Genomic DNA, 16,280 nt, shown 5'->3' with positions numbered 1-16,280 from the left:
TTCTCGACGCTGCCGCACCGGCATCGCCGCGCTGAACCCACACGGAGAGAGTCAACATGCAGAACAGCCAATCCAGCACCCTTACTCAGACCGGCGCACAGGCGCCGACTACACGGCGGCGCGCATCGCGCTGGTGGAAGGCTGCACTGGCCGTGGGTCTGGTCGCCCTGGCGCCGGCGGCGCTGGCCGGTCCCTATAAGGTCTTCGGCAACCACTATGCGTGGGTCAATAATTTCAACGATCCCAACAACATCATCCAGGGCACGTTCGGCACCGGCAGCACGCCCGAGCTGACCGTCACCTTCAACTTCGCCGACTACAATCTCTATGGCTATCCGGCGATCGTGCGCGGCTGGCATTACGACTGGAACCCGACCAGCGACACGCTGTTTCCGCGGCAGATTTCCTCGCTGAGCAAGATCCCGCTCAAGTTCACCTACAGCGCCGGCGGGACCAATCTCGCAGGCGATTTTGCCTACGACATCTTCTTCCGCTGGGATACCGCCAAGGGCAACCCGCAGCTGGAAGTGATGATCTGGGGCGACCACAACTCCTGGCCGATCGGCACACTGACTGCCAGCAAGGTGATCACCGCGGGCGGGCGCACCTTCGACCTGTGGGAGGGCTTCAACTCCGGTGCCGGCTATTACGTCTACACCTTCATTCCGACCGGCACCGCCGGGCAGGCCACGCTTAAGACCAGCGGCAGCCTCAACGTGGACGCCAAGCCCTTCCTCAACTGGTTGCAGACCAACCGGTCCAAGGATGGGCGCTACAACAACAGCATGTATCTGCATGCAGCCGAAGCCGGTTTTGAAGTGGTGCGCGGCAATGGCTGGGCCAAGGTAAGCGCGACGCTGGATGCGCAGTAAGTACAGCGCCCATCGGCCGCATGGCTGAGGTGAGCAGTTGGCGTTGGAGACCGGCGTGCAGCACACCGCACGCCGGTGACCGCATCTGCTGCGCTGGCTTGAAGATAATCGTCGACGATTGCCGACCGCTTGAGAGTCAATGAGGTGGCGTGTGCGCGGCGCATGCATTGCATGCCTCGCGTACTGGATGAGGCCACCGTGACCGGTTCGCATGGATGACCACATCTGCGCCCCGTCAGTGCGTGGACATTCGGAAGACCGCGCGCCTGCGTTGTGGTGCCGGATGTGCAAGGGTCGGTCATCCACTGCGCGGTGTTGCGCCGTTGTGGTGGGGACCTGTGTCCAATCATCCCTCATCGGAGTACACCCCATGCAAGTGCACGACGGTTTTCGTTCGCTGCTGTCCCTGCGTTGCGGCTTGTCATTGCCGCGCGCCGCTGCGCTGGCCTTGGCACTGGCCGCTGCCAGCGCCAGTGCCTATACCGGCCAGACCAAGGTCTACGGCACGCAGTACGCGTACAACAATAATTTCAACGACAAAAACAATAATATCCAGGCGACGTTCGGGTCGGGCAGCACGCCGAGCATGACAATCAGCTACAACCTGCCCAGCGGCACCTTGTATGGCTACCCGGCGATCTGCCGCGGTTGGCATTACACGATGAACCCGGCCACCGACAGCTACTTTCCGCATCAGGTATCCAAGATCGCCAGCTTGAGCGGCGCATTGGCATTCACCACCAAGGGCAGCGGGCAGACCGGCGATTTCGCCTACGACCTGTTCTTCCGTAAGGACACCAGCAAGGGCAATCCGCAGCTGGAAGTGATGATCTGGGGCGCCAACAATTCGTATCCGCTTGGCACCCTGACGACCTCCAATGCCATCACCTCAGGCGGCGTCACCTACGACCTGTGGGAAGGCAACAACGATGCCGCCGGCTATTACGTCTATACCTTCATTCCACATGGCACGGCCGGCAACAGCAATGCCTTGCCTGCCAAGGGCAATGTCAATGTCGACGTCAAGGCCTTCCTGACCAGGTTGCAGGACCTGCGTGCCAGCGATGGCCGCTACAGCAATGCGCTGTATCTGCAGGTGGTGGAAGGCGGCTTCGAGGTCACCGGCGGCATGGGTACGGTGTCGCTCAGCGGGTCGATTGCCGCCAAGTAAGCATGCTTGCCGACAGCGATCGACTGACGGCAGTCAGGCAGGCCGAGTCAGCGCGTACGGCTTATGCATGACGGCGTGCATTGACCATGCATTGTTAGGGCGTTCCGCTTCCGGAATCTTATGCACCACCGCACTCACCGTACGCAGCCGCGTGCGGTGAATGCGACATCGGTGTGTCTTGCACTGCCATCGCCAGCCCTGCGAACGTGCCAATCAAATGCGGCACGTGCCACGGACTCTGTGATGCGTGTGAGACCTTGTCTGTCCGGCCATCCCGCTCGCCAAAGTGCTTACAGCGCCACCAACTGGATACTGTCGAACACCACGGCCGGGCTGAGAAAGCCGTTATCCGGCGATCCCGAGGCGATGCCGATCTCGATCCGGTTGCTGCCCGATTGCAGCGCAGATGCCGGGATGTCCACCTCATACAGCGTGTTGTTGCCGCGCCATGTGCCGCGGGTGATGCCGCGTGTCTTGGGTTGCGTGGGCGCGGCCGGCACCGGGCCATTCCAACGCGCATTGACGCTGATCTGCGGGCGCGCGCCGACCTGCGTCAGTGGCACGAAGATGCGCAGGCGATAGCCACGCACTTCACTCGAGCCCAGGGTGAAGTCGATACGGGTCGGGGTATTGATACCGCGCCATTGCACTGCCGGAAAGCTGGCCGCGCTGCTCGATCCAACCGTGTAGGCCACCGGGACCCAGCTCATGCGCTTGTCGGATGGATGCGCGCGTGGCAGCAGATCCGCATGGCGGAAACCGGCCGGCGTGCCATCGGCCGTGCCGATCTGCCACTTGAGCGTTCCCGGCAGCACAACAGCTTGCAGTGCCGCCTGCGCGGTCGCGTTGGCGTGGATCTCCACATCGCGTTGCGCGACCTCCAGTTCGTTCTGGTAGAGCGTCATGCGGTAGCGTCCCGAGCGCACGCCGGCAATCTGGTAATCGCCGCTGCCGTTGGCGGTGGCCCAGTATTGGGCCTGGTCGTTGCGCAGGCCGATCACGGCAGGCTGGCCGGACAGCACGCCGCTCTCCCGGCCGCTCAGCGCTCCGCGCCCGTCACTGGCGAGATAACCGGTCAAACCCAGCGTTGCATCGACAAAAGCGGTGTCCAGTTGCGCGCTGGAAGGCGTCCCGCCATCGGTGAACAGCAGCCCGTACACCCCATGCAGGCCACCGCGGAATGCCTCGGTCTGGGTGTGATCGGAATACATGTAGTTGTAGAGCTCATGCGTCACGCGGGTTTTCTGGGTGGCGATATCCTTGAAGAACGGCCCGCCGGAACTGCGCTCGCGGTTGCCCATCAGCATGAACACCGCCACGCCCGAACCGCTGACCCCGTGCACCTGGTCGTCCATCATGCGGCGCGCCGAATAGAACTTGGAACTGGTGCGTCCGTCCGGCAGCAGGAACACGTCTTCGCCTTCCACCGGGCTGCCGACATTGGAGTCGGGCTCCTGCTGCGCATTGGGCAGCTTGGCAACGTTCAAGCGGGTGACAAAGCGCAGCTCGCCGATCGGCAGCAACGTCGGTGCATAAGTCGCCATGTAGATAGCGTTGCGGCCCTTGCGCGCGATGTAGTACTGGGTCAGGTCGCCGGCCTTGGCCGAAACCACGATCGTGGCGCCCACCACGCGTGCTTCCACACTGGCGCTGCCCAGGCCGGAGGCGATCTGCGAGCCCTTGGACTCGGTGGTCTGCAGCTCGTTGTCGCGATAACGCATCGAGACGATGTCGCCGTTGCCGGCGTTGACCGCAAACACCAGCTCGGCGCCGGTATCGACAACCACACGGTCGCCGCTGCGGGTGACGCCAAATGCGGCGATGGCCGGCGCGCTGACGCTGCCGTACAGGAACAATGTGCACGCCAGGATGCGCAGGATAGGGCGGGGCATATCGATCTCCATGCCGAAGTAGGGGCGTCGCTATGGTGCCGACGCGCGATGCTAGGCGGGCTGGACAACGGCGGCGATGGCCGGACCTGCAGAGCGTGCACCGCGTACAAAATGCAGTGCTGAAACGCAGCGCAGTTCACGCTCTCTCTGCGATGCGCAGGCAGGTGGGACGACGCCAGGGCATTGCGGTGCGCCAGTCGGGCAGGCGCCCTTGCGCATCAGTGCGGCCGCGCTTGTCGGGCAGCGTTAGCCCAGGGCGTCGCGCGCCGAGGCGATGGCAGCCATCCACTGTTCGCGTTTGCCGATCACGAAACGGTGCTCGCCGCCGTCGTGCAGCTGCACCGCCAGCGAGGTTGGCGCCACCGGCAGCAGGCCGAACAGGCGCGTCCAGCGTGGTTGCATTGCTGCAATCTGGCTCAGGTGCACGGTCAACGACCGGGTCTGTATGTTGTAGGGATGCGGCTGGAAGTGCAGCGCATCGGCGGTCAGGATCAGCCGCCCGCCGACCGCTTCCAGCCCGCGTAGCAGGTTGGCCGGCGCCTGGCGCAGTACGACGCGATCGATCGAGCGCAAGCCGCCTCCCTGGAACAGCGAGGTCACGGTGACGCAGCGGTGGCGCAGGCACGCCGCTGCTGCTGCCGAAACAGGACGCCAACGCTGTCGATCTGTGCCAATGAGGAGACGGAGAACATGCGGTAGGCCCGAAGGAATGCATCAATGCGGCGTTTGCCGCCGGGAAGACGCAGCGATGCGGCACGACGCCACATCGCCGATGTACGCCACGCCACCGCCGACCAGATACATCAGCAGATCGTGCACGGTGGCGGTATTGCCAAGCGCGATGTAGGCCGCGCTGCCAGGGCGCAGCCCGAGCCGGTCGGCCAGATGCAGCGCCTGCAGCCCTTCGATCAGGCACCCGATCGCCACCGCCAGCACGCACGTCCAGCGTGGCGGCAGCGCAAGCACACCGCGCAATCCGCAATACACCAGGATCACCGCCAGCACATCGCCCAGGCTGCCGCGGACCCACGGCCCGCCAAGTCTGCCAGCGCCGATCGCCACTTCGATGACAAACACGGCGAGCGCGATCAGCAGGTAGACGCAGCGCACGCCCAACGCCATGCGGCTCATTGCGCCGGCACGCGGGTGCGTTGGCGCCCGAGCGTGAACGCGCCGGTCAGCGGAATGCTGACACCACGCCGGCGGTCCTTGACCGTGACCTGCACCTGCCAGCGGCCGGGCGGATCGCTCGCTTCGGCAATCACCTGCAAGGTCGCCTGCGCCAGGAGCGGGAGCAAGACCAGCGATGCGATCAGGATGCATAACAAGCGCATGGCCAGTCCTTTGCAGACGATGCCGCCGGCACGGTGCCGGCGAGCAAGGCATGCAGTGTGCCAGCGCACGCGGCGCCGGCAGCTGTCGCAATGTGGCGGTATCGCAACGGCGGCGCGCGCAACCGCACGCCGCTCCCGATCACTTCAGATAGGCCCGCGGCAACGCGCCGGCCGGTTGCATGTAACGCTCGCGCAGCTCGGTCTGGCGTGAGCGCATCGGCATGTCGCGACCGCCCAGCCACACCTGCTCGGCGTAGTGGGCGACATCCAGCGGGTCGCCTTCCCACAGCACCAGGTCGGCCTGCTTGCCGACCGCAATGCTGCCGATGCGATCGGCCACGCCGAAGATCTCTGCCGGCACCCGGGTCAGGCCGGCCAGGCCGGCTTCCCACGGCAAGCCGTTGGCCACCGCATTGCCGGCCAGCTGGCGCTGTTTGCGCGCGTTATGCGAGGCATCGCCGCTCTGGGCAAAGCTCACCTCCACGCCGGCCGCGCGTAGCCGTGCGGCATTTTCCAGCGTGGCACCGATCTGGTCGAAGGTGGACGGCAGGTCCGCCAGCGCGTCCACCAGCACCGGCACCCTGGCCTGCGCCAGTTGCGGCGCGAGCTTCCAAGCCTCGGCGCCGCCCGCAATGGCGATGCGCACCTTTTCGCGCTGCGCCCAACGCAGCAACTGGCGGATGTCTGCGGCACGCTCCACCTGCACCACGATGCGGCCTTGCCCGGCCAGGTACGTGGCCAGCACGCTGCGGCCCACCGGGGTCAGCAGCGCATGCGGTGAGTCGGCCGGCACGCGTCCGCGCGCTTCGGCCACCAGCTGGTCGAGCAGCATCCATTGCGCGGCACGCGAGCTGCCGGTGAGATCGGAGGCCGCCGCACCGATGCGGATGAACAGGGCATGCGGGCCGAGTGGGTCCGGGCTGCCATCCAGCCGCACCACGCCGCCTTGCCCGGCGATGAAGGCGCCGCTGGTGGTCGCGCCCAGCGCGGTGAAGCCGATGCCTTCCACGCGCGCCACCGGCACCAGCACCGAATCGGGGTTGTAGGCCAGGGTGACGTCGAATTCCGGACGCATCGGCTGGTCGCTGAGTTTGACGCCGCTGTCCACGGTGCTGTCTTCGCCGGAGACTTCTTCGATGCCGATCTCGGTGATGCCGCCGAACAGGGCCGGCGTCAGCGGGCGGCCCCTGGCCTCGACCACGCGGCCATCGGCCGGCACGGCCAGGTTGCTGCCGATCGCGCGGATCACGCCGCCCTGCACCAGCACATCGGTATTGCGCAGCGTGCCTTGTGCGGTGGCGGTATGCACGGTTGCGCCACGGATCAGCACCTGCTGGCCGAATGCGGGCAATGCAAGCACTGCCAGGACCACCGCGGAGATCACGCGCAGACGCGGGCGCATTCCAGTTGTGCGGCTCATCGCGCCACCTCCTGGCCGAGCATGAAGTCCGACACCGGCTGCAGGCGGCGATCGTGGCGGTCGTAGACCTGTGCGCCGTCGATATAGACCTGTTCGGCCAGCGCGTAGGAGCTGAAGGGATTGCCGTTCCACACCACCATATCGCCCATCTTGCCCGGCTCCAGTGCGCCGGTCTGCTGCTCGATGCCAAGCGCCTTGGCGGCATTGCTGGTGAGCCAGCGGATCGCACGCTCGGGCGGAATCTCCATTCCGCTGCGGCGCGCATTGGCGAGCACCTTGGCCGCTTCCTGATTCAGGCGCTGGATGCCTTCTTCCGAATCCGAATGCACGATGGCGCAGCTGTTGGCCGGCCTGTCGACCAGCGCGATGTTTTCCTGGATGCCATCGAAGGCTTCCATCTTGAAGCCCCACCAGTCGGCCCACAGCGCGCCGCAGACGTTCTCCTGCGCCAGCCGGTCAGCCAGCTTGTAGGCCTCCACGCCGTGATGGAAGGCGGCGATGTGGAAGCCGAACTCCTTGGACAGGTCAAGCATGGTCGCCATCTCGTCGGCGCGGTAGCAGTGGATATGCACGCGGATGTCGCCGTTGATCGCGCCGGCCAGCGTGTCGAGCTTGAGATCGCGCTTGCCGCCGGCATCGCCGCTGCTGTCGTTGTCGCCGCCGCTGCTCCACCAATGGCGCTTTTTCGCGGTCTTTTTCTTCGGCGCATTCTTCTGCAGGTACTCGGCCGCATCGATGAAGGCGGCACGGTAGCCGGCCACGTTGCCCATGCGCGTGCCGGGGCCACCCTTCTGGCCATACACGCGCTTGGGGTTCTCGCCGCAGGCCATCTTCAGGCCCCAGGGGGCACCGGGAAACTTCATGCCCTGGTAGGTGGTGGAGGCGACATTCTTGAGGGTGACGCCGCGCCCGCCAATCAGATTGGCCGAGCCGGGCAGTACCTGCAGCGAGGTGACGCCGCCGGCCAGGGCGGTGCCGAAGCCGGGATCCTGCGGCCAGATCGAATGCTCGGCCCACACGTTCGGCGTCACCGGGGCGGTCATCTCGTTGCCATCGCTGTGCGCGCTGACGCCGGGGCTGGGATACACGCCCAGATGCGAGTGCACGTCGATGATGCCGGGCGTGACCCACTTGCCGGTGCCGTCGATGCGGCGCACATCGGCCGGCGCCTCCAGCCCGCGCCCGACCGCGGCCACCTTGCCGTCGCGCAGCAGCACGTCGGCATCGTCCAGCCGCTGGCCGGTGCCTGTGAGCACGGTGGCGTGCTGGATCAATACCGGAGCGGACGCGAGCGCACGGTAGGTGCTGGGATAGGGGTCTTGCACGAAACGCGATGCCGCAGACACAGGACCGCACAGCACGGCCGCGCCGAGCGCGGCGAACAGGATGGAACGCATGGATTTCCCCGGTGCAACGAAAACGTCAGCCGCAAACCTAGCGGCCGGCGGCGTGCTTGCCAAGTGCTGCACCGTCGACGGCGGCGGGCTCATCACATGCGCCAGTGCATGCTGTGCCGTATTCGTCAGGGAATACGTCGATGATCGTCAAGTCAGAGCGCAATAAACAGGCCGATGTGGTACTGGCTTTCTGGGAACTGGCCGGCTCGGCCCGCTGGTTCACGCACAACGATGCGTTTGATGCCAACTTCCGCCAGCATTTCAGCGAGCAGCACTTTGCAGCGGCGCGTGGCGAATATGCGCACTGGATGGAGCCTGCCGAAGATGCGCTGGCCTTGTTGATCCTGCTCGACCAGTTTCCGCGCAACGCGTTCCGCGGCAGCGCGCATGCCTACGCCACCGACGGCCTGGCGCTGTCCTGCGCCAGGCAGGCAATCGCCAGCGGCTTCGATCAACAGGTCTCCGCGCAGTTGCGGCTGTTTTTCTATCTGCCGTTCGAGCATGCCGAAGATCTGCAGGAGCAGGCGCGCTCGGTGCAGCTGATCACCGCGTTGGACGATGCAGAAACCACGCGCTGGGCAGTGGAGCATCAGCAGATCATCCAGCGCTTCGGACGTTTCCCGCATCGCAATGCGGTACTGGGGCGCGAGACCACCGCCGAAGAGCAGCAGTTTCTCGATGACGGCGGATTTGCCGGCTGAGGGAGGCGACGATTGTGGCCTGCCGCGGTTGCACGCCGCTGTGGCTTTCCCTCGCTGCACATTGCGTATGGCCATGCGGAGCGAGTGGGCGATCGACGCGATTGGTTGATGGCGCACATACGCGCGCTGTCGCGCGTTGATCGACATCGTGCAGCGGTGCAGTCACACCAATAGCCTCGCACCGGCGATGCGAATGACTTGCGCGGCGGCAAGCCGCACGCTTGCGGATCCTGTGCGTGCCGCAACGCAACGCCCGATACCGATGCGGGCATCGGCCGTCGCGCGGCAATCGATCAACAGCCGCCCATCAAGCCTTGCGAACGCCAGTGCGTGCCTTCGCCGAGCAGCAGGTAGAAGCCGTAGCTCTCGTAGCCGCTTTCCGACAGCACGAAGTCGAGCGTGCCATCGCCGTCAATATCGCCGAACTGCAGCAGATGCGTGCGCAGTGGCAGTTCTTCGCAATCGTCGCAGCCGCTGGCCGCGCTGCCCTTGCGGAACTGCCAGCGGCTGCCGTCATGCTCGAAGATCGCAAGCACGGCCAGGACACCGGTCGGGTTGTCCGGGTTGCCGGTCCTGGTCGGGTGATGGGAGGTCAGCACGGCCACGCGTCGCTGCGGCTGCCGGGTGTCGGTCACGATCTGCAGCGCCGCCAGATCCTGCGCACGATCGGCAGGGAATGCCGTCAACGCCTGGGCCAGCGCCGCCGGCTTGACGCTGTTGCGCAGCTGCGCCGGCCTGGCGCAACAGCTCGGCCTGTTCGGCAGCGGTGGCGTCACGGCTGGCAAAGCGCTTGCCGGGATTGAGATTCACCGTCGATAACAGCGGCGAATCGGACAGCGTGCCAGTGCCCTTCAAGCGCAGTTTTGCCGTGCCGCCGCACATGCTGTTGTCGTCGATGCTCAGCGACGCAAGCCGCACGGTGCCGGTGGACACGCCCGCATTGAAGACCTGCAGCGGCTGGCTCAGCAGCGACCTGGGCATGCTGGACTCCTTCGCTACGCCGCTGCCCAGCCACACCGGAATGTATTCCAGCGGGTCTTCGCTTGGCTGGTTGTCGTAGGTCTGTACCAGCATGACCGCGCGTGCCGGTTCGGCGGCCTGTGCGGCCAGCGGCAACAGCGCGGCCAGTGCGAGAGAGAGCAGGCGGGTGTGCATTGCGGCGACGTCCTTGTGCATATCGATCCATGAAAAAACGGACGCTCGGTGGAGCGCCCGTTCGGGGTGTGCACTGTAGCAAACGCGGCTAAAAAAACCTGGCCGGCGATTGCGGCGGGCCATCGCCGGATGCGGATCCCCGCCACCGGCTGTGCCGTCTGGCTTGCTCAGTACTTGGTCACGCCGTTGTCCACCTCGTCCGACCAGGCGTCGATGCCGCCGGTGACGTTGTAGACGTTGCTGAAACCCAGGCCGCGGAAGTGCTCGGCCGCCTGCAGGCTGCGCCCGCCGCGGTGGCACAGGAACGCCAGCGGGGTGTCCTTGGGCAACTGCTCGATGGCGGCGCGCTCGTGCGCGTCCAGCGTGCGGAACGGCGCGGCAACGCTGGCCAGGGCACGTTCGTCGGCCGGGCGCACGTCCACCAGGGTCAGCGTACCGGCCTTGATGCGGTCGTCGGCATCGCGCACCGACAGTTCCTGCACCGGCTTGGGCGCGTTGGGGTTGTCGATGGCCAGGCCACGGCCGCGGATGTCGTCCACCCAGTCGATGGTGATGCCGTCGGCGCGGCGGGCGCTGGCCAGATCGAACTGCACGCGCAGGCCGTTGGATTCGGCCGCGATGGCGTTCGGGTTGGTCGGCGCCAGCTGGAAGTTCGGCTGGAAGTTGGCATCGATGGCCAGCGTCAGCGAGGCATCCGGCGCATCGGCCAGCGCGCCCTTGAGCATCTCGACCGCGGCCGGGGTGATGGTGATCTTGGGCGGAGTCCGGTCTGGCGCCTGCAGGCCGAGCATGCTGCTCAACTCGCCGCTATCGGCCATTTGCAGGATGATGTCGCTGCCGCCGATCAGCTCGCCGTCCACATACAGCTGCGGAATGGTCGGCCAGTCGCCGTAGGCCTTGATGCCTTCGCGGATATCCTGGTCGGCCAGCACGTTGACGTGGGCATAGTCGATGCCCAGACCGTCCAGCACGCCGACCGCCTTGGCCGAAAAACCGCACTGCGGCATGCCGGGCTGGCCTTTCATGAAGAGCACCACACGGCTGGATTGCAGCAGCGTATCGATGCGGGAACGCAGGGCGGGATCGAGGGACATGGCAGCACTTCGGTCAGATCGTGGAGTCCGGGCATTCTACGCCGCATGGCATCATGCGGCATGACCACGCTTCAAACGCTGTATCGCATCCCCTCGCACCCTTACCGCTGGGTGGGCCTGCTGGCCCTGTCGCAGGCGGCGGTGGCGCTACTGTGGTGGCATCTGGGCTGGGCCTGGGGCGTGCCGGCGTTGCTGGTGTCGCACGCCTTGTTCGTGGTGCCGGTGTTCCTGCCGCGCGCGCGCCTGTACGCGCCGGTGCTGGCGCGCCTGCCGGGCCGCGCCCCGCAGGTATGGCTGACCATCGACGACGGCCCCTCCGACGACACCCCGGCGATGCTGGACCTGCTGGACGCCTTCGATGCCAAGGCCACGTTCTTCGTGGTCGGGGCGCGCGCCGAGCAACGGCCTGAACTGGTGCGCGAGATGGTGCGCCGCGGGCATGGCATCGGCAACCACAGCCATACCCATCCGCAGGCCTGGTTCTGGGCGCTGGGCCCGCACCGCATGGCGCAGGAAATCGGCCAGGCACAGCGCGTGCTGGCCACCATCACCGGGCAGGCGCCGCGGCTGTACCGCTCGGTGGTGGGCATGACCAATCCCTTCGTCGCCTCGCCGCTGCGTGCGCACGGGCTGACCCGCGTGGCCTGGAGCGCGCGCGGTTTCGACGGCGTGCGTTGCGAGCCGGAGGCCACCGTGGCCCGCATCGTGCGCGACCTTCGCCCCGGCGCCATCGTGCTGCTGCACGAAGGCGCCGCGCACGGCCACAACCTCACCATCCTGCGCGGCGTGCTGGAGGCGATGCACGCACGCGGCCTGGCCGGGCGGCGTCCGCTCTGAGGTCTTTGCGCACCGCCTAGCCGATGGCGTGGAAGCAGAGCGTGTGTTGCCGGATCCATCGTCCTTGTCTGCGGGAACGCTCTGGTGCGACGCGTCTTTTTTGTTCGCCGGATTGCCCGGAGCTGGCGCTCCTGAGTTCCGGCGTCGACCCACGCATGTATTGACAGCGATTTAACGCGGATCGAACATGCGCCCCCAGCCAGCAAACGGTGCGCGCCTTCCGATGGCGCTGCCGACGCCAGCCTCAATAGCCGTCATCGACGGCCATATTCGCTCTTGAGGCTGACCCCATGTCCCATCGCATCGTCCCTGCGCGCGCGCTCCCGCGTGCGGATCTCCGTTCGCCGCAGCTCCCGCTGGCGTACTCCCTGCTGGCGCTGGCCTGCGCATGGCCGTTGGCGGCTGCGGCGCAATCGATCACGCGCGACCCGGTTGATCTGGACCGCCTGCAGATCGAGGCACACCGCGGCGCCGCGACCGAAGGCAGCGACTCCTACACCGCCGATGTGGCGCGCAGTTCGACCAAGCTGGAGCTGTCACTGCGCGAGACGCCGCAGTCGGTGGTGGTGGTGACGCGCCAGCAGATCGTCGACCGCAACCTGCAATCGCTGCAGGACGTCACCGACACCGTGGCCGGCTTCAACTCGCCGACCTGGGACACCGAGCGCACCTACATCAACGCGCGCGGCTTCGAAGTGGACTACTACCGCATCGACGGCATTCCCACCGACTACACCGGCGATGTGCAGCAGAACATGGCGATCTACGACCGGGTGGAAATCATCCGCGGCGCCAACGGCCTGACCACCGGCGCGGGCAGCCCGGCCGCGTCGATCGACCTGGTGCGCAAGCATGCCGACAGCGATGTGTTCACCGGTCGGGTCGATCTGTCGGCAGGGCGTTGGGACCGCTATCGCGGCACCGTCGACCTGCAATCGCCGTTGAACGCCGCCGGCAACGTGCGTGGACGGGTGGTTGCCAGCTACGAGGACAAGCAGTCGTTCCGCGATTACTACAGCAAGCAATCGTCGCTGTTCTACGGCATCGTCGATGCGGATTTCAGCGATGCCACCAGCGGCTACATCGGCGTCAACAAGCAGCGCAACGACGGCCGCGGCACCACCTGGGGCGGGGTGCCGGCGTACTTCAGCGACGGCAGCCGCACCGATTTTGCACGCTCGGATTCGTTCACGCCGCGCTGGGCGCGCGGCGTGGCCGACACCACCAACGCGTTTGCCGGCCTGACCCATCGCTTCGACAACGGTGCGCAGCTGCACGTGGAATATTCGCATCAGCGGTTCGAAGCCGATTGGAAGTCGGTGCTGTTCGGCTACTTCGATTACCCGGACCGCGAGACCGGCCTGGGCCTTGCCACCAATTTTGGCGGGCGCTATCCCGCACTCACGGCGCAAAACAGCCTGGATGCCTACCTCAGCGTGCCGCTGACCTGGTGGGGCCGCAACCACGAACTGGTCGCCGGCGCCACCTGGATGAACCGCAACGTGCGCAGTTGGTCCAACGGGCCGCAGCCACCGCAGGTACTGACGGCCGAAAGCGTCTACGCCTGGACCGGCACCATGGCGCAGCCGCAATGGACACCGCTGGTGAAGGGCGAAGAACGCGACGTGCGCCAGGTGGCCGCCTACGCTGCCGGCCGCTTCAGCCTGACCGACGCGCTCACGGCCATCGTCGGCGCACGCGTCACCGACTGGAAGAACACCGATCAACTGGTGCCGGCCAATACCTACGAGCGTCGCGGCCGCACCACGCCGTACGCCGGCCTGATCCTGGACGTGGACGACCACCATTCGCTCTACGCCAGCTACACCGGCATCTTCAAACCGCAAAACAATCGCGACCGCAGCGGGCGCTATCTCGCCCCGCTGGAAGGCAACAGCTACGAGGTGGGCGCCAAGGGCGAATACCTCGGCGGCCAGCTCAACGCGGCGCTGGCGTTGTTCCGTATCGAGCAGGACAACCTGGCGGTCAACGACCCCGGACAATTCGTGCCCGGCACCACCAATCAGGCTTTCCTGGCGGCGAAGGGCACGGTCAGCCAGGGGGTGGAATTCCAGCTCGACGGGCAGCTGTCCGAGCAGTGGCGGATCGCGTTCGGCTTTGCCCAGTTCGATGCCAACGATGCCAGCGGTGTCGACGTCAACCCGACCAGCCCGCGTCGCGAGGCCACCCTGTTCACCAGTTGGCAGACCGGCCCATGGCGCGTGGGCGGTGGCCTGAGCTGGCAGTCGGCCATCCACGAATTGATGTCCGGGCCACAGGGCACAACGCAGCGGCTGACCCAGGGCAGCGTGGTGTTGGCCAACGCGATGGCACGCTACGACATCAACCAGGCATGGTCGGCGCAGCTCAACGTGCGCAACCTGTTCGACCGCAAGTACTACGCCAACATCGTCTATCAAAGCCAGTTGATCTACGGCGACCCGCGCGATGTGGAGCTCACGCTGTCCTGGAAGTTCTGAGCTTGCTCAAGACGACAGGCTTTGGCGGCATTCATGCCGCCAAGAGTCTCGCAACGGTGGGCTAATCAAGCCTTTGCGTGCATCCAAACGGCGCGGCGACTCAGTGACTTGGTTGTCCCGAAGTGATTGGTCGGCGCGGCTAGACCAGTTGTAGAGCGGATGATCTGCGGCTTGGCTGAAGGGCCCTTGCCCGCCCACCGTCGCAGGACACGCCGCAAGTACGTCCATGTAGGCTCTTACGCGGCATCCATGCCGCGTAAGGTCCCGCGACGGTAGGCAGGCAAGGACCAGTCGAGAGGGTCGGTGTGCATGGCAAGAGCAGGAACGGCGGCCGGCGGGTCAGATGCAGCGGTGGTTGCATGGACCTTGTGCGATCTGGCCGACGTGGTCTGATTTCCGAACAACACGTTCCGTCGAAGGCGGGCAGCAAGTTGGTTGGGTTTGCTCCTATCGCTAAATAGCCATGCCCCCATGCATGCAAGCGACCAAGCCGCTGCGTTAAGTCACCTCGCATAGGTCATCTCGGTTTTGCGGTTGCATCAGCGCACGACCAACTTAGGAGGCGTGATGTCCTTACCGGTTCCGGGACCCTTGGCGGCATGGATGCCGCCAAGGAGCCTCCATGGATGGATTCACGGCGTGTCCCGGAAGTGGTGAGGGCGCGTCCTCGACCCACCGAGCTTTTGATTCAAGCCGCTGATCACGCCTAAACGACGACACCGCTGTAAGTCTCGATTGCTTGCTGGGTTGTGTATTAGGGCTTGTAAAGTTCGATAGATCAGCGGTAGAGCGGTATATCTGCTGCTTGGCTGCTTGGCTGCTTGGCTGCCCCTTGCCCGCCCACCGTCGCGGGATACGCTGCAAGTACGTCCCTGTAGGCTCTTACGCGGCATCCATGCCGCGTAAGGTCCCGCGACGGTAGGCGGGCAAGGACCAGTCGAGAGGGTCGGTGTGCATGGCTTTCAACAAGGCAACCAGCGGACTCTCTGGGGCGTGGGGCACCACCCCTTGAAAACGTGGCCCGGGATCATCTGCATGACGTCAACAGCGGCTGTGAAAACGACTGCGCGGCTGGTGCCCGGTGCGGCATGTGCTATGCGTTCACCCCGGTTTCTGCGTGCCGTCCACATCCGTCCGGCGACCGTGCGTTACGTTTTGTCACTCGTTCTGAATCGAGCCAGGCACGTTGTGCACGGCCTCAGCGCGGCTCGGCCACGATCAACCAGTTGTTGAACGGCGTGTTGCCATACAACGGCGCAAACGTCGCACGCAGACCGGCGACATCCAGCTGCGCCTGCAGGCTGTCGCGGGTGGGATAGCTGCGCGGCATGCGCTGCATCCAGCCGCTCAGATGCGCCAGCACGTCGGTCACGCGGCTGGTGCGGCCACGGCTGCTGGCATCGCCCAATGCGCTGCGGATCACCAGCTTCGCGCCTGGCGTCAGCATCTGCGCCACGCTGCGCAGAAGGCTGGCCTGCATGTCGGCCTGCAGATACTGCAGCACGTCCAGAATGGTCACGCTGCCGCGGTGTTGCGGCCAGGCCACGCTCAGATCGACCACGGCGAACTGCGTATTGCCCAATGCCGAGCGCTGCGCGATGTGTTGCGCGCGGCGGATCTTGGACGCGTCCACATCCACCCCGTGATACGCCAGTGCCTGGCCATCGGCACGCAATGCGTGCGCGAGCAGGCCCAGCCCGCAGCCCAGATCCAGCACGGGCGCGGTGGTGCTGCGCAACTCGGCCAGCACGCCCGGATACAGCGGGTCGGTGCGCAGCTTGGCCTGGGTGTAGTAATAGTCGTAGCGATTGCCCAGCGGATGCGGCGGCAGGAAGGCGCGCGCGATCGCCAGCGCCTGCGCGCGGCTCATGGGTTGGGTGGCGGTGCTGTGCAATGTCGTTCCTTGGCAATGAGGCTTGGTGCGCGG

At 65.8% G+C, this 16,280-nt stretch carries 13 protein-coding genes, 1 other RNA gene and 1 pseudogene; 6 read left to right on the top strand and 9 right to left on the bottom strand.

What is annotated here, in order from left to right; genetic code table 11:
* Positions 1 to 56 precede the first annotated feature (56 nt).
* Both KHN93_RS17200 and KHN93_RS17195 read left to right on the top strand, forming a co-directional pair.
* Positions 57 to 872: a GH12 family glycosyl hydrolase domain-containing protein gene (locus KHN93_RS17200; RefSeq protein ID WP_016902289.1), complete on the top strand. Its 816-nt coding sequence runs from the start codon at positions 57 to 59 to the stop codon at positions 870 to 872.
* Between the two features lie 370 nt (positions 873 to 1,242).
* Complete coding sequence (locus tag KHN93_RS17195; protein WP_104560031.1) at positions 1,243 to 2,043, top strand: GH12 family glycosyl hydrolase domain-containing protein; 801 nt, start codon at positions 1,243 to 1,245, stop codon at positions 2,041 to 2,043.
* A 290-nt stretch (positions 2,044 to 2,333) separates the two neighbouring features.
* On the opposite strand, the gene KHN93_RS17190 is transcribed toward KHN93_RS17195, so the two are convergent.
* The 6 genes from KHN93_RS17190 to KHN93_RS17165 form a co-directional block, all read right to left on the bottom strand.
* Positions 2,334 to 3,935 (bottom strand): rhamnogalacturonan lyase B N-terminal domain-containing protein, encoded by a 1,602-nt coding sequence (locus KHN93_RS17190; protein ID WP_104560176.1) that lies wholly within the window; start codon positions 3,933 to 3,935, stop codon positions 2,334 to 2,336.
* A gap of 246 nt (positions 3,936 to 4,181) precedes the next feature.
* A complete protein-coding gene (locus KHN93_RS17185) occupies positions 4,182 to 4,508 on the bottom strand; it encodes a membrane protein (protein WP_024938943.1) in 327 nt (108 codons plus the stop codon).
* A 141-nt stretch (positions 4,509 to 4,649) separates the two neighbouring features.
* Positions 4,650 to 5,066, bottom strand: coding sequence for a ribosomal maturation YjgA family protein (locus tag KHN93_RS17180; RefSeq protein ID WP_104560030.1), 417 nt, complete (start codon positions 5,064 to 5,066; stop codon positions 4,650 to 4,652).
* Positions 5,063 to 5,269, bottom strand: a complete 207-nt coding sequence (locus KHN93_RS17175; RefSeq protein WP_104560029.1) for a hypothetical protein — start codon at positions 5,267 to 5,269, stop codon at positions 5,063 to 5,065. The genes KHN93_RS17180 and KHN93_RS17175 overlap by 4 nt, the downstream gene beginning before the upstream one ends.
* A gap of 139 nt (positions 5,270 to 5,408) precedes the next feature.
* Positions 5,409 to 6,689: an amidohydrolase family protein gene (locus tag KHN93_RS17170; protein ID WP_039525514.1), complete on the bottom strand. Its 1,281-nt coding sequence runs from the start codon at positions 6,687 to 6,689 to the stop codon at positions 5,409 to 5,411.
* Complete coding sequence (locus KHN93_RS17165; RefSeq protein WP_039519021.1) at positions 6,686 to 8,086, bottom strand: amidohydrolase; 1,401 nt, start codon at positions 8,084 to 8,086, stop codon at positions 6,686 to 6,688. The genes KHN93_RS17170 and KHN93_RS17165 overlap by 4 nt, the downstream gene beginning before the upstream one ends.
* 140 nt (positions 8,087 to 8,226) lie before the next feature.
* Between KHN93_RS17165 and KHN93_RS17160 the strand changes: the two genes are divergently transcribed.
* On the top strand, positions 8,227 to 8,787 hold the full coding sequence (locus tag KHN93_RS17160; protein ID WP_104560028.1) for a DUF924 family protein: 561 nt from the start codon (positions 8,227 to 8,229) through the stop codon (positions 8,785 to 8,787).
* Between the two features lie 293 nt (positions 8,788 to 9,080).
* Here KHN93_RS17160 and KHN93_RS17155 read toward each other — a convergent pair.
* A pseudogene (locus KHN93_RS17155) lies at positions 9,081 to 9,942 on the bottom strand (hypothetical protein).
* Positions 9,943 to 10,109: 167 nt separating this feature from the next.
* Positions 10,110 to 11,036: a Grx4 family monothiol glutaredoxin gene (gene grxD / locus KHN93_RS17150; RefSeq protein WP_104560027.1), complete on the bottom strand. Its 927-nt coding sequence runs from the start codon at positions 11,034 to 11,036 to the stop codon at positions 10,110 to 10,112.
* Positions 11,037 to 11,081: 45 nt separating this feature from the next.
* Here grxD and KHN93_RS17145 point away from each other — a divergent pair, with 45 nt between their 5' ends.
* The 3 genes from KHN93_RS17145 to KHN93_RS17135 all read left to right on the top strand — a co-directional run bounded on the left by KHN93_RS17145 (position 11,082) and on the right by KHN93_RS17135 (position 15,517).
* A complete protein-coding gene (locus tag KHN93_RS17145) occupies positions 11,082 to 11,873 on the top strand; it encodes a polysaccharide deacetylase family protein (protein WP_181109910.1) in 792 nt (263 codons plus the stop codon).
* A 290-nt stretch (positions 11,874 to 12,163) separates the two neighbouring features.
* The gene (locus KHN93_RS17140) at positions 12,164 to 14,353 is read left to right on the top strand and encodes a TonB-dependent siderophore receptor (protein WP_104560026.1); all 2,190 of its coding nucleotides are present in this window, start codon (positions 12,164 to 12,166) and stop codon (positions 14,351 to 14,353) included.
* A gap of 1,088 nt (positions 14,354 to 15,441) precedes the next feature.
* Positions 15,442 to 15,517: non-coding RNA, sX9 sRNA (locus tag KHN93_RS17135), on the top strand.
* 34 nt (positions 15,518 to 15,551) lie between these two features.
* Here KHN93_RS17135 and KHN93_RS17130 read toward each other — a convergent pair.
* Positions 15,552 to 16,223 (bottom strand): methyltransferase, encoded by a 672-nt coding sequence (locus KHN93_RS17130; RefSeq protein WP_016902302.1) that lies wholly within the window; start codon positions 16,221 to 16,223, stop codon positions 15,552 to 15,554.
* Between the last annotated feature and the right edge of the window lie 57 nt (positions 16,224 to 16,280).

It is taken from the genome of Xanthomonas arboricola pv. juglandis (assembly GCF_905367715.1).
GTDB lineage: Bacteria > Pseudomonadota > Gammaproteobacteria > Xanthomonadales > Xanthomonadaceae > Xanthomonas > Xanthomonas arboricola.
This window is presented reverse-complemented; position numbering and strand designations above follow the sequence as displayed.